The sequence below is a fragment of the Halorhodospira sp. 9622 genome (genome assembly GCF_022228025.1).
GTDB lineage: Bacteria > Pseudomonadota > Gammaproteobacteria > Nitrococcales > Halorhodospiraceae > Halorhodospira > Halorhodospira halophila_A.
Genome location: NZ_JAJNRE010000004.1, coordinates 29,358 through 49,877, shown reverse-complemented (window position 1 = coordinate 49,877; position 20,520 = coordinate 29,358). Strand labels below are relative to the sequence as shown.

General features: G+C 67.6%; 20 protein-coding genes. 3 read left to right on the top strand and 17 right to left on the bottom strand.

Translation table 11 applies throughout. The annotated features are described in order from the left end of the window. Nucleotides 1–4 precede the first annotated feature (4 nt). Genes fabG through LRG07_RS03350 form a run of 6 tightly spaced genes read right to left on the bottom strand, consistent with a single transcriptional unit; the run spans nt 5 to nt 4,586 of the window. Complete coding sequence (gene fabG, locus LRG07_RS03375; RefSeq protein WP_201167196.1) at nt 5–760, bottom strand: 3-oxoacyl-ACP reductase FabG; 756 nt, start codon at nt 758–760, stop codon at nt 5–7. A gap of 35 nt (nt 761–795) precedes the next feature. Continuing rightward, complete coding sequence (gene fabD / locus LRG07_RS03370; RefSeq protein ID WP_201167194.1) at nt 796–1,749, bottom strand: ACP S-malonyltransferase; 954 nt, start codon at nt 1,747–1,749, stop codon at nt 796–798. A 33-nt stretch (nt 1,750–1,782) separates the two neighbouring features. Continuing rightward, on the bottom strand, nt 1,783–2,754 hold the full coding sequence (locus LRG07_RS03365; protein WP_201167192.1) for a beta-ketoacyl-ACP synthase III: 972 nt from the start codon (nt 2,752–2,754) through the stop codon (nt 1,783–1,785). Next, the gene (plsX, locus tag LRG07_RS03360) at nt 2,751–3,782 is read right to left on the bottom strand and encodes a phosphate acyltransferase PlsX (protein WP_201242510.1); all 1,032 of its coding nucleotides are present in this window, start codon (nt 3,780–3,782) and stop codon (nt 2,751–2,753) included. The genes LRG07_RS03365 and plsX overlap by 4 nt, the downstream gene beginning before the upstream one ends. Before the next feature lie 58 nt (nt 3,783–3,840). Further along, nucleotides 3,841–4,020 carry a 50S ribosomal protein L32 gene (gene rpmF, locus LRG07_RS03355; RefSeq protein ID WP_201167188.1) on the bottom strand — a complete coding sequence of 60 codons (180 nt, stop codon included), beginning with the start codon at nt 4,018–4,020 and terminating at the stop codon, nt 3,841–3,843. Nucleotides 4,021–4,070: 50 nt separating this feature from the next. After that, complete coding sequence (locus tag LRG07_RS03350) at nt 4,071–4,586, bottom strand: YceD family protein (RefSeq protein ID WP_201167185.1); 516 nt, start codon at nt 4,584–4,586, stop codon at nt 4,071–4,073. 92 nt (nt 4,587–4,678) lie between these two features. On the opposite strand from LRG07_RS03350, the gene LRG07_RS03345 reads away from it, so the two are divergent. Continuing rightward, entirely contained in the window at nt 4,679–5,260 is a 582-nt protein-coding gene (locus LRG07_RS03345) for a nucleoside triphosphate pyrophosphatase (protein ID WP_201167181.1), read from the top strand. A gap of 48 nt (nt 5,261–5,308) precedes the next feature. Here LRG07_RS03345 and LRG07_RS03340 read toward each other — a convergent pair whose 3' ends face one another. Next, nucleotides 5,309–6,259, bottom strand: coding sequence for a S49 family peptidase (locus tag LRG07_RS03340; protein ID WP_201167178.1), 951 nt, complete (start codon nt 6,257–6,259; stop codon nt 5,309–5,311). After that, complete coding sequence (locus tag LRG07_RS03335) at nt 6,256–7,233, bottom strand: RluA family pseudouridine synthase (protein ID WP_201167175.1); 978 nt, start codon at nt 7,231–7,233, stop codon at nt 6,256–6,258. Before LRG07_RS03335 ends, LRG07_RS03340 begins: the two co-directional genes overlap by 4 nt. 409 nt (nt 7,234–7,642) lie before the next feature. Here LRG07_RS03335 and rne point away from each other — a divergent pair, with 409 nt between their 5' ends. Continuing rightward, nucleotides 7,643–10,453 carry a ribonuclease E gene (rne, locus tag LRG07_RS03330; protein WP_201167172.1) on the top strand — a complete coding sequence of 937 codons (2,811 nt, stop codon included), beginning with the start codon at nt 7,643–7,645 and terminating at the stop codon, nt 10,451–10,453. A gap of 67 nt (nt 10,454–10,520) precedes the next feature. Here the strand turns inward: rne and LRG07_RS03325 are convergent, their stop codons facing one another. From LRG07_RS03325 to LRG07_RS03295, 7 genes are all read right to left on the bottom strand, one after another. Then, on the bottom strand, nt 10,521–10,991 hold the full coding sequence (locus LRG07_RS03325; RefSeq protein WP_201167169.1) for a low molecular weight protein-tyrosine-phosphatase: 471 nt from the start codon (nt 10,989–10,991) through the stop codon (nt 10,521–10,523). A 58-nt stretch (nt 10,992–11,049) separates the two neighbouring features. Then, entirely contained in the window at nt 11,050–11,826 is a 777-nt protein-coding gene (kdsB, locus tag LRG07_RS03320; protein WP_201167166.1) for a 3-deoxy-manno-octulosonate cytidylyltransferase, read from the bottom strand. Then, the gene (gene lpxK, locus LRG07_RS03315) at nt 11,823–12,806 is read right to left on the bottom strand and encodes a tetraacyldisaccharide 4'-kinase (RefSeq protein WP_201167165.1); all 984 of its coding nucleotides are present in this window, start codon (nt 12,804–12,806) and stop codon (nt 11,823–11,825) included. Before lpxK ends, kdsB begins: the two co-directional genes overlap by 4 nt. A 4-nt stretch (nt 12,807–12,810) precedes the next feature. After that, complete coding sequence (msbA, locus tag LRG07_RS03310) at nt 12,811–14,631, bottom strand: lipid A export permease/ATP-binding protein MsbA (RefSeq protein ID WP_238632609.1); 1,821 nt, start codon at nt 14,629–14,631, stop codon at nt 12,811–12,813. Between the two features lie 10 nt (nt 14,632–14,641). Further along, nucleotides 14,642–15,064, bottom strand: a complete 423-nt coding sequence (locus tag LRG07_RS03305; RefSeq protein ID WP_238634820.1) for a biopolymer transporter ExbD — start codon at nt 15,062–15,064, stop codon at nt 14,642–14,644. Next, nucleotides 15,061–15,693, bottom strand: a complete 633-nt coding sequence (locus LRG07_RS03300; RefSeq protein ID WP_201167161.1) for a MotA/TolQ/ExbB proton channel family protein — start codon at nt 15,691–15,693, stop codon at nt 15,061–15,063. The genes LRG07_RS03305 and LRG07_RS03300 overlap by 4 nt, the downstream gene beginning before the upstream one ends. 63 nt (nt 15,694–15,756) lie before the next feature. Continuing rightward, the gene (locus tag LRG07_RS03295) at nt 15,757–17,847 is read right to left on the bottom strand and encodes a ComEC/Rec2 family competence protein (protein WP_238641804.1); all 2,091 of its coding nucleotides are present in this window, start codon (nt 17,845–17,847) and stop codon (nt 15,757–15,759) included. Nucleotides 17,848–18,002: 155 nt separating this feature from the next. Here LRG07_RS03295 and LRG07_RS03290 point away from each other — a divergent pair, with 155 nt between their 5' ends. After that, nucleotides 18,003–18,563, top strand: a complete 561-nt coding sequence (locus LRG07_RS03290; RefSeq protein ID WP_238641803.1) for a DUF2062 domain-containing protein — start codon at nt 18,003–18,005, stop codon at nt 18,561–18,563. 3 nt (nt 18,564–18,566) lie between these two features. Here the strand turns inward: LRG07_RS03290 and lolD are convergent, their stop codons facing one another. Next, entirely contained in the window at nt 18,567–19,283 is a 717-nt protein-coding gene (lolD, locus tag LRG07_RS03285; protein ID WP_238641802.1) for a lipoprotein-releasing ABC transporter ATP-binding protein LolD, read from the bottom strand. Continuing rightward, nucleotides 19,276–20,520 carry a lipoprotein-releasing ABC transporter permease subunit gene (locus LRG07_RS03280; protein ID WP_238641801.1) on the bottom strand — a complete coding sequence of 415 codons (1,245 nt, stop codon included), beginning with the start codon at nt 20,518–20,520 and terminating at the stop codon, nt 19,276–19,278. Before LRG07_RS03280 ends, lolD begins: the two co-directional genes overlap by 8 nt.

The window sequence follows — 20,520 nt, the reverse complement described above, 5'->3', positions numbered from 1 at the left end:
AGTTTTAAGCCATGTGCATGCCGCCGTTGACGTGCAGTGTCTCGCCCGTGATGTAACCGGCGGACGGCGAGGCCAGGAAAGTCACCGCCGCGGCGATATCCTCCGGGCTGCCAAGCCGCTCCAGGGGCACATTGCCAATCAGCGCCGCCCGCTGCTCCTCGCTCATGGCGGCCGTCATATCCGTCTCAATGAATCCGGGCGCTACCGTGTTCACCGTGATGTTGCGCGCACCGAGCTCCCGGGCCATCGACTTGGTCAGGCCCATGATGCCGGCCTTCGCCGCAGAGTAATTGGCCTGACCGGCGTTGCCCATGGCCCCGACGACCGAACCGATGTTGATGATGCGCCCGCCGCGCGCCTTCATCATGCCGCGCAGGCACGCCTTGCTCATGCGGTAGACGGAGCTGAGGTTCGTGTCGATGATCTGATCCCACTCATCATCCTTCATCCGCATGAGCAGGTTGTCGCGGGTGATGCCGGCGTTATTCACCAGGATGGTTGGCGCCCCGAAGTCACGGCCAATGGCGCCCAGCACCTCGGCAATCTGCTCCGAGTCGGTGACATCCAGTGCCATCCCGGTGCCCATAAGCCCGGCCTCCGACAGGCGCTGCCGAATTCCCTCGGCGCCCTGCTCGCTGGTGGCGGTCCCGATGACCGTCGCGCCGGCGCGGCCGAGGGACTCCAGAACGGCTTGGCCGATGCCCCGGCTCGCCCCGGTTACCAGGGCGATATGCCCCTGCAGGTCGTCTTTGCCGTGCACGCTGCCTCCTTCAAACAAAAGCTGTCCGGATGGGGTTAGCTGGTCGCCGGGAAACGGCGCAGCATGTCGTCCAGAGTGTCCGGCTCGCTGAGCGATCCGCCCTGAAGGCTGCGCTCAATCCGGCGAGTCAGTCCGGTCAGAACCTTGCCCGGGCCGCACTCCGCCAGGACCTGAACGCCTTCGCCGCTCATCTTCTGGACCGTCTCCGTCCACCGCACCGGGTTCGCCAGCTGCTCGACCAGCCGGCGGCGGATCGACGCAGCGTCCCGGCTGACCGAGACATCGACGTTGTGGATGACCGGACGGCGCGGCTCCTCGATCGCTACTTCCTCGAGGCGCTGGGCCAGACGCTCGGCGGCTGGCTGCATGAGGCTGCAGTGGGACGGCGCGCTGACTGGCAGCGGCAGAACTCGCTTGGCGCCGGCCTCCTTCGCGGCGGAACCGGCCCGTTCCACTGCCTCCTGGTTGCCGGCGATGACCACCTGTCCCGGCGCGTTGAAGTTGACGGGCTGCACGACGGCCCCCTGGGCGGCGCCGGCACAGATCTCCCGGATCTTGTCGTCCTCAAGCCCGATGACCGCCGCCATGGCGCCCTCGCCGGCCGGCACGGCCTCCTGCATGTAGCGACCGCGCTCGGCCACCAGCGCGGCCGCATCGGCGAGCTGCAGCGACTCGGCAGCCACCAGCGCGCTGTACTCCCCCAGGCTGTGTCCGGCCAGCACCGCCGGCTCCGCACCGCCTCGTTCCTGCCAGACGCGCCACAGCGCCACGCTGGCGACCAGGATGGCCGGCTGCGTACGATCGGTCCGATCGAGTTCCTCAGCTGGCCCGTTCGCGATCAGTTCCCAGAGATCGTAACCCAGCGGCTCGGAGGCTTCGCCGAAGGTCTCGCGGACCGTTTCGTCTTCCTGCCAGGCCGCCATCATCCCGACCGCCTGGGAGCCCTGGCCGGGAAAGACCATTGCAAATTCCGGGGTGTGATTGCTCATCTCAGCTCCTGCACGGAATCCATCTCGGGAGGGCTAGTACCGGACCAGCGCCGACCCCCAGGTAAACCCGCCACCGAAGGCTTCCAGCAGCAGGGTCTCCCCGCGCTGGATGCGACCGTCACGCACCGCGGTATCCAAGGCGATGGGGATCGACGCAGCCGACGTGTTGCCGTGCTCGCCCACCGTCACCACCACGCGCTCCATGGGCAGATCGAGCTTCTTCGCGGTGGCCTGGATGATGCGGATATTCGCCTGATGCGGGACGAGCCAGTCGACCTCGCCCTTGTCGACCCCGGCCGAGTCCAGGGTCTCTTCGACAATCCGCGTAAGGGTGTTCACGGCCACCTTGAACACCTCGTTGCCCCGCATGTGGATGTAGCCGCTTTCGGCCCCGAGGGCGGCGTAGCCCCGCCCCGGCCCCCACGGGACATACAGCAGCGGCTCATAGCGACCGTCACAGTGCAGGTGGGTGGAGAGCACACCGGGTTCGTCCGAGGCCTCAAGCACCACAGCTCCACCGCCATCCCCGAAGAGCACGCAGGTCCCGCGATCCTCCCAGTTGAGGATGCGGGTCATCGCCTCGGCACCGATCACCAGGGCACGGCGCGCATCACCGCAACGCACGAAACGCTCGGCGATACCCAGAGCGTAGATAAACCCTGAGCAGGCCGCCGAGATGTCGAAGGCCGCCGCACCGGGACGCACCCCAAGGGCGCGCTGCAGGGACGAGGCCGTACTTGGGAAGATCCGGTCAGGCGTGCAGGTGGCGACGATGACCAGATCGATCTCATCGCCGCTGACTCCGGCCGCTTCCAGCGCCCGCTGCGCCGCGATCCGACCGAGATCGCCGCAGACCTCCTCATCGGCGATCACCCGCCGCTCGCCGATCCCCGTGCGCTCGCGGATCCACTGATCCGAGGTCTCGACATGCTGCTCGAGATCCTTGTTTGTGATCACACGTTCGGGGAGGTAGCTCCCGGTGCCGATTATCCTTGCGTTGCTCACGCCCCTTCTCTCGCCCCCAGCAGCCGCTCGATGCGCGCATTGATCAGGTCCGGGACCCCCTGTTCGGCCTCCCGGACAGCGGTGTCGATGGCCCGACCAAAGGCAAAGCTGTCCGCCGAACCGTGACTCTTGAGGGCAACCCCCCGCAGGCCGAGCAGGCTCGCGCCGTTATACTGACGGGGATCGATACGCCCGCGCAGCGAACGCAGCACCGGCAGCGCGATCAACCCGGCGATCCGCGAGAGAAGGTTGCGGCGGAACTCCCTGCGCATGTACTCGGAGATCAGTGACGCCACGCCTTCACTGGACTTTAGGGCCACGTTGCCGACGAATCCGTCGCAAACGACCACGTCGGCCTCGCCCTTGAAGATGCCGTCGCCCTCGATGTAACCGGTGTAGTGGATCTCCCGGGACTCCAGCAGCAGCTCCGCGGCGTGCTTGACCGACTCGTTGCCCTTGATCTCCTCTTCCCCGATGTTCAGCAGCCCCACACGCGGACGCTCCACCCCGTGGACAGCCTCCGCGGCCACCGCCCCCATGACAGCAAACTGAAAGAGGTGGTCGCCGGTGCAGTCGACGTTGGCACCGAGATCCAGCATGTGTGTGGCACCGTCAAGCGTGGGGAGGGTGCTCATGATCGCCGGCCGGTCGATGCCCGGCAGGGTCTTCAACAAGTAGCGGGCGGTCGCCATGAGCGCACCGGTGTTCCCGGCGCTTACACAGCCATCGGCCTCCCCGGCCTTGACCATCTCCAGGGTGACACGCATGGACGAATCCTTCTTGGAGCGCAGCGCCTGGGAAGGCGGCTCGTCCATGGCCACGACCTGCGTGCAGTGGCGCACGCTCACGCGCTCGGCATCGCCGTACCTCTCCGCCCGGAGGTGCTCGCGCAGGGTCTCTTCCTGCCCCACGAGCACCACGTGGAGATGGGGGTGGCGTTCCAGCGCCCGCAAAGCAGCGGGGACCACGACACTGGGTCCGTGATCCCCGCCCATAGCGTCCAGCGAAAGGGTTATATGGCCCGTCATGCCTTCACCCGCTCGACGACTGGGCAATACCCCGCGATGACGACCACGGCGGAGCGGCTCAGTCGTCCTGCCCGCGGGTCACCTTGCGGCCCCGGTAGTAGCCGTCGGCGCTGATGTGGTGACGGCGATGAGTCTCGCCGGTGCTCTGCTCCGTGGCGAGCGTCGGCTTGCTCAGGCTGTCGTGGGAGCGACGCATACCACGCTTGGAGGGCGTCTTGCGATTCTGTTGTACGGCCATTGTCTAATCACTCCGATCGGTTCAGAAATTCGTTTTTGGCGGGGCCCTGGTTAGTCATCTGCCTCGTGGCGGCGGACCTTGCCCTGCAGGCTGGCAAACGGGCTGAGGGCTTCCCGCGCGATACCGGCCTCGTGTTCGGGGGGCGTGCAATCCGCCCCTGTATGCCGCGCCACCACCGGCAGCGCCAGCAGGATCTCTTCCTCGACGACCTGCAGGGGCCGAACCGCCGAGCCGCAGACATAGGGCTCCAGCTCGTCGGGCAGGGCCTCGCCCTCCTCCTCGGTCGCCACGATGACCACCCGGAAGGCGACGACCACCGGGTGATAATAAACCCCGAGGCAGCGCTGGCACGTCAGCGGCACGTCCGCCTCGATGCGCCCCGCCAGTTCCCGCCGGCCCGCGTCATCCAGGCTGCCTTCCAGGCGAGCCCACGCCTGCCCTTCCTGGATCGCCAGCAATGGCGCCAGGCGCGGCATGGTCGGCAGCGCCAGAGTGCCCTGGTGGACACGAGGCGGCGTGCCAAAATCGTCTGGAGCCAGCCCATCCGGCAACATAAGGGTCTGCATACTAGCCCCGCCACCGGATACTGTAAAGTGCTGGCACTGCGCCGTTTACGGCGCTAGGGTGCACGGCGTTCCAAGCCAATGGGTCTTAATCCATGTCTGAAGCAGGATCGCTGATTCTGGCCTCCGCATCGCCTTATCGTCGGGCGCTACTCGAACGTCTGGGCATCCCGTTTGAGATCGATGCCGCTTCTATTGACGAGACCATCGCCAGCGGCGAATCCCCGGAAGGCGCCGTGGCGCGCCTAGCGCGGGAGAAGGCCCGGGCGGTGGCCGAGCGTCGCCCCGGAGCCGTGGTGATCGGCAGCGACCAGGTGGCGGCACTCGGCAGCGAGATCCTCGGCAAGCCCGGAAGCGAAGAGCGTGCCCGAGAGCAACTGAGCCGCTACTCCGGCCAATGCGTGCGCTTTCTCACCGCAGTCTGCGTATGCCAGGACAGCGCCGAGGAACACCTGCTGGAAACCGTACAGGTCCGGTTCCGGAGCCTCGACGCAGAGACCATCGAGCGTTACGTCCGAGCCGACCATCCCCTCGACTGTGCCGGGGCAATTCGCTCGGAGGGCCTTGGTGCCGCTCTGCTGGAGTCCGTGGAGAGCAACGACCCCTCGGCGCTCATCGGCCTGCCGCTGATCGGCGTCGCCCGGCTTCTGCGCGACAAGGGCTACCGTTTGCCCTGATCCCCCTGCGGCTGCGGACCGGCCCGGGGGCCGGCCCGCAGCGCGACATCAGCGGGGCTGATACTCGAGACTCTGCAACGACTGGTAGACCCCCTGCCCCACGGCGGTGCCGAAACGCTCGGCGAGTTGGGAGAGGAAGTCCCGACGGGCTGTGTAGTCGACGAGCTCCTCCTCGCCGATCACGTCCCGGGCAACGCTGCGCACACTGCCGATCTCGTCGGCAAGCCCCTTGTCGAGACTCTGCCGCCCGGTCCAGATCAGCCCCGAGAACAGGCGCTCCTCGTCGGCTCCAGCTGCGTCGATCTGCTCCCCGCGCCCGTCACGGACCGCGGCGATGAACTGGCCATGGATATCGTCGAGCATAGTGCGGACGTGCTCGACATGGTCCTCGTTCTCCGGCGCGAAGGGATCGAGGAAGGCCTTGTCCTCTCCGGCCGTATAGATTCGCCGCTCGATGCCGAGTTTCTCCAGCGCCTCGCCAATACCGAAGCTGCCCATGATCACCCCGATCGAGCCCACGACACTCGACTCGTTGACGTGGATCCGGTCGGCGGCGGCAGCGACATAGTATGCGCCGGAGGTGCCGACGTCCTCGATGACCGCATGGACCGGGATGTCTTCATGCTCGTCGCGCAGACGCCGGATCTCCTGGTAGATCTGCCGGGCGTGCACGGCGCTCCCGCCGGGGCTGTTGATGCGCAGCACCACCCCGGCGACATCGTCCGCCTCGAAGGCGCGCTCCAAGCCGCGGATCACCTGCTCGGCGCTGGCCGCAGAATCCGACATGATCGGACCATCGATCCGCACCTCAGCCGTGTGCGGGCCAACCTCCTCTTCGGCAGCGAAATCAAGGCGCCCGAGGGAGATCGCCACCAAGACAACCACCGCCAGAACGGCACCGCGGGTAATCAGGCGCCAGCGCCGTGCCCGCCGCTGCTCGCGGATATTCTCCTTCAGCAGCTCCAGTAGCGCTTCGCGCTCGGATGTCTCTTCGCTCATGCTGACTCCTCGTCTTGGGATTGCGACAGGCGCTCAAGCACCGCCTGCAACTCATCGCCCAGCGGTGCCTCGATACATAGGGGCTCCCCACTGTCCGGATGCTGGAATCGCAGCGATGAAGCATGCAAAAACAACCGGCGCAGGCTGCACTCACGCAGCGCGGCATTCGCCGCACGATCGCCGTAGCGCTCATCGCCGGCGACCGGGTGGCCGATATGGCGGGCGTGGACCCGGATCTGGTGAGTGCGTCCGGTCTCCAGCCGCGCAGTGACCAGAGTCGCCCGCACCCACCGCTGTACCGGGCGGAATTCGGTCACCGCCGCCCGCCCCTGCTTGCTGACGCGCACCTGGCGATCCCGCGGTGCGCCGGGCAGGCGCTCCAGAGGCGCGTCCACCCGCACCGGCATCGCCCCACGCACCCGCCCGGCCAGAAGCGCGGCGTAATGCTTTTCCACCTTGCCCTGGCGAAGCTGCTCGTGGAGCCGACGCAGGGTGGAGCGCCGCTTGGCCAACATCAGGCAACCGCTGGTCTCTTGGTCCAACCGGTGAACCAGCTCAACGAAGGGAAGGTCTGGCCGAATACCCCGGATCGCCTCGACCAACCCGACACGCACGGTAGAACCGCCATGCACAGCAAGCCCCGACGGCTTGTCCAGGATTAGCAGCCGTTCATCCTCGTAGAGGACCCCATCGCGCAGTCGCGCCTCTAGGCCGTCGGGCAGCCCGCCGGAAGCGACCTCAGCGGGCTGACGCTGCCCCGAAACCGGCGGTATGCGCACCACCTCCCCGGTGCTCAGGCGGCGCGTGGGCCGCGCCCGCCCCCCGTCGACCCGGACCTCCCCCTTGCGCAGCAGGCGATAGATCCGGCTGCGCGGAACGCCCTTGAGCTGGCGCAGGAGGAAGTTGTCGATTCGTTGCCCGGCCTCTTCGGCCAGTACCTGATGGTGTCGAACCTTGGGATCAGAGGCACTCATTCGGAAATTTTAGCAAAAGAAGAAATTTGAAGGGTGACGCAAGTCACTGATACAATTAGCCGCACGTGGCGACCGGTTAAGCCGGGATCCGCGACGACGGGTTTCATGCAGTGTCGCACCTCGTGCGGCACTGATTGCAGCACCAGAACGAGACAACGGGCCCGCGCCCGGACGCGGCGCGGGCCACTTGACCACGACCAACAAGCCCTGCGCCCCTTCAACAGGAGTCGAGCGCGGATGACACGGACGGATCTGTCGCACTGGATGGTCTGGCTCGCCGCCTGGTCGGCGCCACCAATGTCGCCCGAGCGGCCCTTGGTGGCGTGGCCAGATACGACGCCGACGTACCGGTCCGTCCTGTCCGGCGGCCTGGAAGCGATGGCGGCAGGGCTGCGGAGATTGCGCACCCATGAAAAGAATGCTGATCAACGCAACTCAGCCGGAAGAGTTGCGCGTTGCGCTGGTGGACGGCCAGATCCTCTACGATCTCGACATCGAGGCGCCCTCCCGCGAGCAGAAAAAGGCGAACATCTACAAGGGGATCATCACCCGGGTTGAGCCGAGCCTGGAGGCCGCGTTCGTCCAGTACGGTGCGGAGCGCCACGGCTTTCTGCCCTTCAAGGAAATCGCGCCCGCCTACTTCACCTCGGCGGATGGTCAGCGGAACACGCCGAAAGACGGCCTGCGCGAAAACCAGGAAGTCCTCGTCCAGGTCGATAAGGAGGAGCGTGGCAACAAGGGCGCCGCGCTGACCACTTATATCAGCCTGGCCGGGCGCTACCTGGTGCTCATGCCGAACAACCCCCGGGCCGGCGGCGTGTCCCGCCGGATCGAAGGCTCCGATCGCGCCGAGATTCGTGAAAGCCTGCGCCAGCTCGATGTCCCGGAGGGCATGGGCTTGATCGTGCGTACAGCGGGCGTGGGGCGCAGCACCGAAGAGCTCCAGTGGGACCTGGATTACCTGCTCAAGCTCTGGGACGCCATCCAGAACGCCACCGCCGAGCGCGCCGCTCCGTTTCTGGTCTACCAGGAGAGCGACGTCATCATCCGCGCCCTGCGCGACTATCTCCGCTCGGACATCGGCGAAATCCTGGTTGATGACGACGAGGTCTTCGCCAAGGCGCGCGACTTCATCGAGCAGGTCATGCCGTACAACCGGCAGAAGCTCAAGCAATACACCGACCCGGTGCCCCTCTTCTCGCGCTACCAGATCGAGAGCCAGATCGAGTCGGCGTTCCAGCGGGACGTGCGCCTCCCTTCCGGCGGTGCGATCGCCATCGACCATACCGAGGCGCTGATCTCCATCGACATCAACTCCTCGCGCGCCACCAAGGGTGCTGACATCGAGGAGACGGCGCTTAACACAAACCTCGAGGCCGCCGACGAGATCGCCCGGCAACTGCGCCTGCGCGACCTCGGTGGCCTGATCGTGATCGACTTCATCGACATGGGTCCGCCGCGCCACCAGCGGGAGGTGGAGAATCGGCTGCGTGAGGCGGTCAAGGCGGATCGGGCCCGGGTGCAGATCGGGCGAATCTCCCGGTTCGGCCTTCTGGAGATGTCCCGGCAGCGCCTGCGCTCCTCGCTTGGTGAGGCCCACCAAGAGGTCTGCGGTCGGTGCGGCGGCCAGGGCACGGTGCGCAGCGTCGAGTCCCTGGCGTTGTCGATTTTGCGCATCATCGAGGAAGAGGCGATGAAGGAGAAGACCGGGCGCGTGCTCGCCCAGCTCCCGATCGAGGTCGCCACCTTCCTGCTCAACGAAAAGCGGGCCCAGATCGCCGAGCTCGAACACCGCTACGGCGTGCACGTCCTGCTGATCCCGAACCGCAACCTGGAGACCCCGCATTACGACGTCCAGCGCGTGCGTACCGACGAGGGGCTCGAGCAGAGCGGCTCCAGCTACAACCTGGCGACACCCGCGCCGGAGCCGACCGTCATCGAAGCGGGCCTGCCGGCCAGCCGGCCACCGGCACCCGCCGTGCAGGGTGTAACCCCCAGCGCGCCGGCGCCCGCGCCGGAATCGCAACAAACATCGGACGCTGCAGCCGGGGATGGCCACCAGGAGGAGGATGCCCCGCTGAGTTCGATCTTCCGCCGTCTCCGCGGCCTGCTGTTCCAGAGCGCGCCCGGCGACGAGCGCACCGAAGAGGGGGATTCCGGACGCGAGAAGAAGCCACGGTCCCGGAGCGAGCGGAGCTCCAGTGATGGCAACGGCTCCAGCACCGGCCAGAACAGACGGGGAACCCGGCGCGGTGGCCGCTCCCGCGGCGGCGGCCGGAGTCGACGCAGCCCCGGCGGTGGTGCCAGCGAGGGCGGCAACGGTCAGCAGCAAAACGAGCAGGAGAGCCCGTCGAAGGGCGCGTCGAGCGAAGCGCCCCGCGCCCCGGATGAGACCAAGGGGCACGGTGGCAACGGCGGCAAAGGGCGTTCCACGGGCGGCAAGCGCAAGAATGCCGGTGGCAACGGCAAGGCTGAGGCCACCGCCGAGCCCCCGGAGGACGATGCCCAGACCACGGACGCTGACAGCGGCAGCACCCGGCAGGACACCCCCTCGGCGGCAGCGGGTCAGGACGACACCTCCCGCAACGCCGAAGCCCGCTCCGCCCGCAGCGGTCGCAGCCGCCGCGGGCGCCGCGGGGGTCGCCGGCGCCGTCGCTCCAGCAACGGCAACGAGCACGCCGACGGATCCACCACCGCCTCAGGCGCGGAGGAGAACGGCGACACGGGGCCGGAATCCCCGGCACCTGACCCGGCGGCTGCCGCATCGCCCGCCACTTCCACGCCGGCGGGCGCGGATGCGGAGAAGACGCCGGACAAACCTGCAAACGCGCCGGACCGGGCGGATACACAGCCCCCGAGCGCGGGCGGGCAGCAAGATGCCCCGCGGCCAGACAAGGGGAACCGGAAACCGGGGGACAACGGAAAGGCGCGCGCGGAACAGAAGCCCGCCACCCACGCGGAGGCGAAAGCGGAGAAGACCGCCCCTACCCCGAGCGCGGAGACCGGGGATGTACAGCCCTCACAGCCGTCTGCTGGCCCCGCGCCCCGGGGAAGCGCCGACGATGCGGCCCAGGGCAACGGCGGGCGCAAACAGGTCCGCTCGGGGCGTCCGCGCCGACCGAAGCAGGCTTCTACATCCGGAACCGAGGCATCATCACCAACCAGCGATGATCGCACCTCGACCCACGCGGAAGGTGAAGGGGCGGAAAAGGCCGAGTAACCGCCGCCCTATCCGCCCAATAACGGTTGACTGCGGGCGGCGTCACGCCGCCCGCAGTCTTTCGTGACTAGCCCTGGTTCCGGCGTACCTCGTCGATCAGCCCATCGGCGGCATCCTGGATCAAGTCGAGCACGTGCTCGAAACCGCGCTCACCGCCGTAGTACGGGTCGGGCACCTCCCGCTCACTGCGGGTGCGGGCGTAATCGAGAAAGAGTCCGAGCTTGTGCTTGTGCTTCGGCGGGCAATCGGCTTGGAGGATGCCGAGGTTGGCCTCGTCCATAGCCAGGATCAGATCGTGCTCCTGGAAGTCGTAGCGCTCCACCTGGCGGGCACGCAGGTCACTGATGTCGACCCCGCGCCGCCGCGCGGCCTCTTGGGCGCGCTGGTCCGGCCCTTTGCCGACGTGGAAGTCATGGGTGCCCGCGGAGTCGAGGTCCACGTGGTGGTCAAGTCCCTCCTCGCGCAGGCGCTGGCGCAGCACCCCCTCCGCTGTCGGCGAACGGCAGATATTGCCCATACAAACTAGAAGTATCTTCATTTTGCTTTCCTGATCAGTCGGTTCCACGAAACCTGCACCCTACAGAGACCGCACCTTTTTACGGTTGAGGTGACTGCAGTCGTCGAGCCACTGCCTCCAAGTCGGCCGGCGTATCGACGCCGGGACCCGGACGCTGTTCGGTGACGGCAACCTGGATCGCAAAACCGTGCCACAGTGCCCGGAGCTGTTCCAGCGACTCAAGCTGCTCCGGCGGCGCCGGTTCCAGCCCCGGGAAGCGGCGCAGGAAGGCGACGCGGTAAGCATACAGCCCCAAGTGCCTGAGCCACCCGCCGGCCGCCACCGTCGTGTCATCGATCGCGCCGAAGCGCTCCCGGTCCCAGGGGATCGGCGCCCGGCTGAAATACAGGGCGTGGCCACGCCGGTCCCGCACCACCTTGACCACCGAGGGCTCGAAAAGCTCACCGGCCTCCGAGATCGGGGTTGCCAGCGTGGCGATGGCGGCTCCGGGATCGGCCCCGAGTCGTTCGGCCACCAAAGTGACCAACCCCGGCGGCATCAGCGGCTCATCGCCTTGCAGATTGACCACGATGGCGTCATCGACTAGCGCCAACCGATCGACCACCTCGGCAATGCGGTCCGTGCCGGTCGGGTGATCCGGGGCGGTTAATAAAACCTCCGCCCCGAAGTCGAGGCAAGCCGATTCAATGCGCCGGTCGTCGGTAGCCACCACAACGCGCTCCGCGCCACTCTCGACCGCCCGCCGGTGTACATGCCGGATCACCGGCTCGCCGAGCAGATTGGCCAGCGGCTTACCGGGCAGCCGGGAAGCACCGAAGCGAGCCGGTATGACGACGGTGAACGCTGGGGGGGTCATGGCCGCTCCTCCCGGGTACCGAGCCGGTCGATCAGCCCGGTCACCGCTGCGGATAGCTTCGCTCCGGGAACCAGCTCCACGGGCAGGTACCAGAGGCGGTCTACCCCGGGCAGGTTTCGACACTTCACGGCATCCTTCTCGGTCATCACGACAGGCCGCTCATCGACAAAGGCAAAGTCCCCCGGTGAAAAGGCGTGGTGGTCTGGGAATACGTGACGTTCCGCCACGCGGATCCCCGCCTCCTCCAGGGAAGCAAAGAACCGCTCGGGATGGCCGATACCGGCCACGGCGTGGGCCATGCCATCCGGCCAGGGCCGCTCGCTGCCATCCACGGCAAGGGGGGAGCCCGGACGCAGACGAAACACGCTATCGCCCTCGGGGACCGCGTCGCCGTTCACCGCAACGATATCCACTGTGGCCAGCCGACCGGCCGGTTCCCGCAACGGCCCGGCCGGCAGCAGTCGCCGGTTGCCCAGCCTGCGCCGCGCATCCAGAACCACGATTTCGGCGGCTCGCCGCATCCGGTAGTGCTGTAGCCCGTCGTCACTGACCACCACATCGCAGCCCGCCTGCCAGGCCGCGCGTACCGCGGCCGGGCGATCAGCACCGACCCGTACCGGCACCCCGCAACGCCGCGCAAGCAACACCGGCTCGTCACCCACCTGCCCAGGGTCCGACTCCGCAGTCACGGTCACCGGCCCCTTCCCGGCCCGACCGCCGTAACCGCGCGCTACAATCCCCGGCTGCCAACCCTGCTCCCGCAACCGGGCGACCAGCCACGCCACCAGCGGGGTCTTGCCCGTGCCACCGACAAAGAGGTTGCCGACCACGATCACCGGCACGGGGGATACCGGACGGCCAAGCCAGCCGCGCTGGTAGAGTCCCCGACGCAACGCCACCACACCCCCGTAGAACGCGGCGAGCGGCGCCAGAGCGCGCGCTGCCGGACCGCCTTCCAGCCAGAAGCGCGGGACGGACATCAGCCTACCCTTCCACCGGAGGATCGGTGCGGTCTTCGAACTGCATCCGGTACAGCCCGGCGTATCGCCCGCCGCGTTCGAGCAGCTCGCGATGCGTACCGCGCTCGACGATTCGTCCGCCGTCAAGGAAGAGGATCTGATCCGCGTTCTCGACCGTCGAGAGCCGGTGGGCAATGACAAAGCTCGTCCGGCCCTCCATCAGACGCTCCAGCGCCCCTTGGATGTGTCGCTCGGACTCCGTGTCCAGCGCCGAGGTCGCCTCGTCCAAGATCAGGATCGGAGCATCCTTGAGCACCGCCCGGGCTATGGCGATGCGCTGGCGCTGCCCGCCGGAGAGCAGCACCCCATCCTCACCCACCTCGGTCTCGAAGCCCTGCGGCAGGGCCTCGATGAAGCCGGTTGCGTTGGCGGCATCCGCTGCCGCGCGGACCTGGTCATCGCTCACCGCCCCCTGGGCCCCGAAGCGGATGTTGTCGGCCACCGAGGCGTTGAACAGCATCACATTCTGCCCGACCATCGAGAACTGTCGGCGCAGATCGGCCAGCCGGTACTCTTGCAGCGGCAGCCCGTCGAGGCGGATCTCACCGCCGGTCGGCTCGTAGAAGCGCGGCAGCAGATTGACCAGCGTCGTCTTGCCGCTGCCCGACGGCCCCACCAGCGCCACGGTCTCGCCGGCCTGCACATCCACATCGATCCCGCGCAGGACCTCCCGCTCGCCGTCGTAGGAGAACCGTAGACCCTCCAGCTCGACGTGCCCCCCGGCGCGATCAATGCCCCGTGTACCATGATCCGGCTCCTGCGGGGCGTCCACCACATCAAAGATGCTCTGCGCAGCCGTCAGCCCCTTCTGGATGGTCGCGTTGACAGCGACCAGGGACTTGAGCGGCGGATTCAGCAACAGGATAGCGCCGGCAAACGAGACAAAAGTACCCACAGTTATGGTCTCAACCACCGCATCGACGGTGACAAGGTAGATCACCACCGCCAGGGCGATGCCGGCAACCAGGCGGATCAGCGGAACCGAGGCGTACTTGGTGGCCATGAATTTCATGAACTGCTTGCGGTTGCGCTCGTTCACGCGCTCGAAACGCTGCCGCTCGCGATCCGCCTGCCCGAAGGCCTTGACCACCTGATAACCGTGCACGCTCTCTTCGGCCACGCTGCCCACGCCACCGACGGCGTGGTGGATGCGCTTGCTGATCTTGCGGAAGCGCTTGGTGATGTAGGCGATGATCCCACCGACCACGGGCAGAACCCCGAGCACGATCAGCATCAGCCACGGTGAGAGGTAGGTCATGTAGCCCAGCAGAAAGACCACCCGCGCGCCGTCCTGGATTAGGCTCAAGACGGCACGCGTCACCGCACCGGCCACCTGCTCGGCTTCATAAGTGAGCTTGGAAACCAACCGGCCCGAGGACTGCTGGTCGAAGACCCAATTCGGCATGACCAGCAGCCGGTCGTGAACGTCCAGCCGCAAACGCTTGACCAGCTGGCGACCGATCCAGGTCATCAGATAGTGGGAGGTGAAGTGAGCAACGCCCTGGAAAACGATGAACACGATCAGCAGCAACGCATAAAAGCGGATCGTGGCTGCATCCTGCTCGACGAAACCGTCATCGAGCAGCGGCCGGATCAACGCCACCACGCCGGTCTGCGTGCCGGCAAGCGCCAGCATCGCCAGGATCGCCACCACTCCCACCTTCCAGTGCGGTAGGACGTACCCGACGAACAGCCGACGGAACGTCGGCCACGTCCGGCGATCCAGCTTGCGCGTCTGAGCGCTGTCGGGCAGTGGCTGCCCAGGGGCTTGTGCTTGCGTGCTCAAACCGTCTCCCTCACGGGTCGTCGGAGCGTTTGGTGGCGATGGAAACGCGATCGATACCGACCCGGCCGGCCCCATCGAGCGCACGGACCACGGCCCGGTGCGGAGCATCAGCGTCGGCGCGGACCACGATTCCGGCAACGTCTCCGGCCTCCCGCGCCTCCTCCAGTGCCCGGACCAGGGTGTCGATCTCCCGATTGACCAGGGGGCTGCCGTCGACGAAGTACTCCCCTTCGGCGCTGATGCCGATCTCGAGCAAACGGGGCTGCGCTTCCTCGGTCTCCTGTTCGGCCTCGGGCAGTGTGATGTCGAGGCCGACCTGATCGACGAAGGTGGTGGTCACCATGAAGAAGATCAGCAGCAGGAAGACGACGTCGATCAGCGGCGTCAGATTGAGATCTGGCTCGTCCCGGCGTTGGCGGCGTCGCAGGTTCAAGCTGTCCCCCGATCGCGCTGTGCCGAGCGCTCAGGATCGCTGGCCTCTAGCAGCAGCATGGCCTCCTGTTCCATCTCGACCACGCGGTCATCCACCAGCCCGCGCAGATAGCGGTACGCCATCAGCGCCGGAATGGCCACCGTCAGCCCGGAGGCCGTCGTGATCAACGCCTCGGCGATACCCCCGGAGAGCGCCTGCATGTCCCCAAGCCCCTCGGCACTGATCGCACCGAACACCTTGATCATCCCGATCACGGTACCCAGCAGGCCCAGCAGCGGGCTGATCGCAGCGATCGTGCCCAGTGTATTCAGGTAGCGCTCGAGACGGTGCGCCTCGTGTCGGCCGGCATCCTCAATAGCCTCGGCCATCACACTGCGGCCGTGGTGCCGGTTGGCCAGACCGGCCGCCAGGATCCGGCCCAGCGGTGAACTCTCCTTGAGCGTCTCTAGGTGATGGGCCTCGAGCTCATGCTCCTGCGCCAGGCGCCAGGCCCGACCGCGCAGCGGCTGGGGCAGGATCCGCCGCTGCTGCAGGGTCCAGAAACGCTCGATGATGATGGCTAGGGCGAGCACGGAGCCGATCAGGATCGGCACCATCAGCCAGCCGCCGGCCTGGATGAGCTCAAGCATGATCACTCCCCGGGGTCGGTCAAGGGCGCGCAGTCCGGAAACGGGTGGGCGTGGCGGCGGATTCTAAAGCATCCCGCCCGCCGACGCAGCCGCACCGCCCCGATGATAGATCCGGCCACTGCGCTGCAGCTCGCTGCGCAGCTGCCATGTGCGCCCATCGTCGCTAAGGATTAGTGCCCCGTGCTCGTCGGTGCGCAGCATCCGGCCATCCTCTGGCGCGACGGCCGCGCTGCACGTACCTCGGTCCTCGGCGCAGCCAGCCGCCCCCACGACCCATCCGGCAGTGTCGGCATCGAGTTCCGGTCGCAAAGACAGGTCATCCGCCCGGCCCTCCACATCGAGCCCCCATGCCCCGTCGTCGAGGGGCGTGGCCCGCAGCGTCAGACTGCCCAGGGTGATGGACCACCCATCGGTCTCCGCCTCGCGCCCGGCTCCCAACCACTCGGCGTCCGCCCAGCGCTGCCGCGCTTCGGCCACGGCCCCGTCCCAGGGGGACTGCTTGCGCGGTACCAGCCACGCTTCGAGGGTTAGCCCCCGGGCCTCGAGAAACGGCTCCACGGCCACGCTCGCCGCATCGAGCCCTCCGCCGGGGCCGCCGCCATAGACCACCGCGCGCTCCCCGTCGCAGAGCAGCGCGGTCAGCCCGGAGCCGGTGTCGAAGACCACCACCCGCGCAGTCTGCCCCCCCCCGTGGTCGCCCGGGCCGAGCAGCAGCAGGGCTAGTAACGGACCGGCCAACCAGCGCCCGGGCAAGGCGTGCGGACCGAGCACCAGCGCCACCCCGAAAACCGCCAGAGCCACGGCGCCCGCCGAGGGGGCAGGCACCTCGACGGCCCCGAAGGCCTGGGCCATCCAGCCGAGCACCGACATGAGCAGGCCAAGCGAGGCCTCCGCGGCCTGCCACAACCAGCCGCCCCAGGCAGGCACCAGGGGATGCAGGGCGATACCAGCCAGCACCGGGGGCACTACCAGCAGGCTGACCCATGGCACGGCCAAGAGATTGGCCAGCGGCGAGAGCAACGGCAAGTGCCCGAACCAGACGGCAGTCGCGGGCAACATGCCGATGCCCACCAGCGTCTGAATGCGCAGCCAGGGCAGCGGGCCGCGCTGCACCGGCCGACCCGTCGTAGCCGCCAGGATGATGGCCACGGCCCCGAATGAAAGCCAGAATCCGGCCCCGAGGGGCGCCCAGGGGTCGACGGCCAGGACGGCGGCCGCGGCCACGGTGAGGCTGTGCCAAGGGCTCAGGGGGCGGCGCAGGGCGAGCGCCCCCGCGAAGACCAGCACCATAACCAGCGCGCGCTGGGTGGGCAGGGTGAAACCGGCCAGGGCCGCGTAGCCCGCAGCAGCCAGCGCTCCGGCCAGGGTGCCGGCGACCACCGCCGGCACCCGGCGAACCAGTGGCGGGATCCAGCGCCAGAGCACGCCAGCCAGCATCCCGGCCAATCCGGCGACCAGACCGATGTGCAGCCCGGAGATGGCCAACAGATGGGCGGTCCCGGTAACCGAGAGCACGTCCCACTGATTGTCGCTGATTCCGGCGCGCACCGCGACGCCGAGCCCTTGGACCAGCCCCAGATACCGCGAATCGCCGAGCCGCTCGGCCATCACCTCGGCAATCCGCGCTCGGAGCCGATCCATCTGCCAGCGGCCGGCCAGGCGCTCGGCGCGATCCGCATCCCGCACGTAGCCCGTGGCACCGATGCGGTGCTGGAATAGCCAGCGCTGGTAGTCGAAACCCGCCGGGTTGAGGAAGCCGTCCGGGGCGCGCAAGCGCAGGCAGAGGTGCCAACGTTCCCCGGGGCCCGGCTGGCCCTCCCCCGCACCGTACCAGTCCACGCGAACCCGACGCGGCAACGGATCGGTCAGCTTGCCCTCGACCTGCCGCTCCGGACGGAACTCGAAACGCGTTCGATGACTCTCAACCTCGGGGATGGAGACGATCCGCCCTTCTAGGCAGGCGTCCGTACCATCCAGGCCCGGGTCGAGTTCGTGGGCCAAGAGCCAGCAGGCGCTGAGCAGGGCCCAAGCGCAACCCAGCAAACCGGCAGCCGGCCAGCGCCAACCACGCGGGGCGATCAGGGCCCACCCGAGCGCGGTGGCAGTCGCCGCCACGACCGACAGGACGCCGGGGGGCTCCCGTAACAAGCTCACGACCAGTACGATTCCGGCCGCGAAAGCAAGCGATCCGGCTCGCATCAGCCATCCTTGGCGTATGCGTGGTCGGTTAGGCTAGCTGAGAACCCCGCCGGGGCGCCAGCGCCCCGGCTTGGACAGCGGCCCGGTCAGGCAGGTATCGAGGAACATTCATGCGACGGTGGCTCAAGGGAACGTTACCGGATCTGCAGCGGCTCAAGCAGCAGGGGCGCTTCGGCTTCCTGGGCCGACTGCTTGAGGATCCGTTCCTGTTCCACCTAAACCGCCGCTCGACGGCCGGCGGTGTCGCGATCGGGGTGTTCGTGGCCTTCCTGCCCATCCCGCTGCAGATGCTGCTGGCCGCGGTCATCGCCATCCTGGTCCGCGTTAATCTGATCCTCGCCGTGATTCTGGTCTGGGTGAGCAATCCCCTGACCATGGGGCCGATGATCTACGCCAGCTACCGCACTGGCGCGTGGCTGCTCGGCGCGGAGTTTGAACAGTTCGACTACGACAACACCGTGCAGTGGTTCCTGGGCAATCTGAACCAGGCCTGGCAGCCGGTGCTAGCCGGATCATTGGTGCTCGGGGCGCTTGCCGGGGTCATCACCTACATTGCGGTCCTGCTGATCTGGCGCTACGCCGTCCACCGCGAGCGCAACCAGCGCCGGATCCGCATCGCTCACCGACGCCGTAGTATCACCGCGCAGGGGCAAGGCGGCGACAAGCCTTGACCGCTAGCCCAACGCCGGCTCCTGCGACCGCCCCTGCTGCGCCAGCAGGTGGCCGTCCTCGAGTTTGTAGACCCGCTCGGTGCGGTGCGCCAGGTCCAGGTCGTGGGTCACGAAGACGAGCGCGGTACCGAGTTCCTCGTTAAGGCTCTGCAGCATCCCGAACACGCGCTCGGCCGTATGACGATCCAGATTCCCGGTAGGCTCATCGGCGAGGATGCACTTCGGTCGCGTCACCAGGGCGCGCGCAATGGCCACCCGCTGCCGCTCACCTCCGGAGAGTTCCGACGGGCGGTGGCTCATGCGCGCTTCCAACCCGATCCGCTCGAGCAGCCCGGCCGCCGTGGCACGCGCCCGTGCCGCTGGCTCGCGCCGGATGAGAAGCGGCATGGCAACGTTCTCCAGAGCCGTGAACTCCGGCAGCAGGTGGTGAAACTGGTAGACGAACCCCAGCGCCTCGTTGCGTAGGCGCCCGCGGGCCGCCTGCTTAAGGTCGTAGATCCGCTGGCCGGCCACGTGGACCGCGCCGGCGGAAGGGGTGTCAAGACCGCCGAGGATGTGCAGCAGGGTGCTCTTGCCGGAGCCGGATGGCCCGACCACGGCCACTTGCTCACCGGCGCGCACGCGCAGATCCAGACCGCTGAGGACCTCGATCTCCTGCGGCCCCTCGCTAAAACGCTTGGCCACCCCCCGACAGTCGATGACCACTTGGGCATCACTCATAGCGCAACGCCTCCGCAGGCTCGGTGCGTGCCGCCCGCCACGCCGGGTAGAGCGTGGCGACCAGGGACAGCACCAGCGCCAGTGCCGTAATCCGCCCCACGTCCTCGCCACACAGTTCGGAGGGCAGATCGCTGATGTAGTAGACATCGGCGGGCAGGAACTCGAAATTGAGCAGCTGCTCCACCGCCGGGACGATGTTCTCCACGTTGAGCGCCAGTGATACACCTCCGGCGACCCCGAGCGCGGTCCCGACGACGCCGATCACCGCCCCCTGGATGATGAACACCGCCATGACGCTGCCGGGGCTCAGCCCGACGGTGCGCAGTATGGCAATATCGGCCTGCTTATCGCGGACGACCATCACCAACGTCGAGACGATGTTGAAGGCCGCCACCGCCACGATCAGCGCCAGGATGACGAACATCACCGTTTTCTCGGTCTGCACCGCCCGGAAGAAATTAGCGTGCTGGCGGGTCCAGTCCACCACCCGGTAGTGCCCCGGCAATTCGTTGGCCACCTCGCGGGCCAGCCAGGGCGCGGCCATCATGTCGTCGAGCTTGAGCCGGATGCCGCTGACCGCGTCGCCCATGCCCTGGACCCGCGCCATATCACCGATATGGGCGATGGCCAGGGTCCGGTCGTACTCGTGCATCCCCACCTCGAAGATACCGGTCAGCGTGAAACGCCGCATGCGGGGGGTAATGCCGGCGACAGAGACACGGGCCTCCGGGGTGATCACGGTAATCCGGTCGCCGATCCGTGCGCCGAGCTCGCGCGCCAGGGCCGAGCCCATGATCAGCCCGAACTCCCCGGCTTCCAGTTGCGCATCCCCGGCGATGACCTGATCCAGCACATCGGAAACACGAGGCTCCCGATCCGGATCCACGCCACGGATCAGCGTCCCGCTAACCTGGCCGCCGCGGGTCACCATGACCTCTCCGTCGATGAACGGCGCGGCCCCCACCACACGGGGATGTTGCTCGGCGCGTTCCAGCACCCCAGGCCAATCATCCACCTGGCGCTGAGCGCCATGCACCTCGGCGTGCGAGACCATGCCGAGGATCCGCTCGCGCAGCTCACGCTCGAACCCGTTCATGACCGAGAGCACGGTAATCAGGGCCGCCACGCCCAGGGCGATGCCGATCATCGAGGTCATGGAGATGAACGAGACGAAGTGCCCCCGCCGGCGGGCCCGGGTGTAGCGAAGGCCGATGAACAGCTCTACAGGTCGGAACAA

Excerpts from the sequence above, each read along its gene's own strand:
- fabD (WP_201167194.1), bottom strand. The coding sequence starts at position 1,749 with ATGAGCAATCACACCCCGGAATTTGCAATGGTCTTTCCCGGCCAGGGC.
- plsX (WP_201242510.1), bottom strand. The coding sequence starts at position 3,782 with ATGACGGGCCATATAACCCTTTCGCTGGACGCTATGGGCGGGGATCAC.
- rpmF (WP_201167188.1), bottom strand. The coding sequence starts at position 4,020 with ATGGCCGTACAACAGAATCGCAAGACGCCCTCCAAGCGTGGTATGCGT.
- LRG07_RS03350 (WP_201167185.1), bottom strand. The coding sequence starts at position 4,586 with ATGCAGACCCTTATGTTGCCGGATGGGCTGGCTCCAGACGATTTTGGC.
- LRG07_RS03345 (WP_201167181.1), top strand. The coding sequence starts at position 4,679 with ATGTCTGAAGCAGGATCGCTGATTCTGGCCTCCGCATCGCCTTATCGT.
- LRG07_RS03340 (WP_201167178.1), bottom strand. The coding sequence starts at position 6,259 with ATGAGCGAAGAGACATCCGAGCGCGAAGCGCTACTGGAGCTGCTGAAG.
- LRG07_RS03335 (WP_201167175.1), bottom strand. The coding sequence starts at position 7,233 with ATGAGTGCCTCTGATCCCAAGGTTCGACACCATCAGGTACTGGCCGAA.
- rne (WP_201167172.1), top strand. The coding sequence starts at position 7,643 with ATGAAAAGAATGCTGATCAACGCAACTCAGCCGGAAGAGTTGCGCGTT.
- LRG07_RS03325 (WP_201167169.1), bottom strand. The coding sequence starts at position 10,991 with ATGAAGATACTTCTAGTTTGTATGGGCAATATCTGCCGTTCGCCGACA.
- kdsB (WP_201167166.1), bottom strand. The coding sequence starts at position 11,826 with ATGACCCCCCCAGCGTTCACCGTCGTCATACCGGCTCGCTTCGGTGCT.
- lpxK (WP_201167165.1), bottom strand. The coding sequence starts at position 12,806 with ATGTCCGTCCCGCGCTTCTGGCTGGAAGGCGGTCCGGCAGCGCGCGCT.
- LRG07_RS03300 (WP_201167161.1), bottom strand. The coding sequence starts at position 15,693 with ATGCTTGAGCTCATCCAGGCCGGCGGCTGGCTGATGGTGCCGATCCTG.
- LRG07_RS03290 (WP_238641803.1), top strand. The coding sequence starts at position 18,003 with ATGCGACGGTGGCTCAAGGGAACGTTACCGGATCTGCAGCGGCTCAAG.
- lolD (WP_238641802.1), bottom strand. The coding sequence starts at position 19,283 with ATGAGTGATGCCCAAGTGGTCATCGACTGTCGGGGGGTGGCCAAGCGT.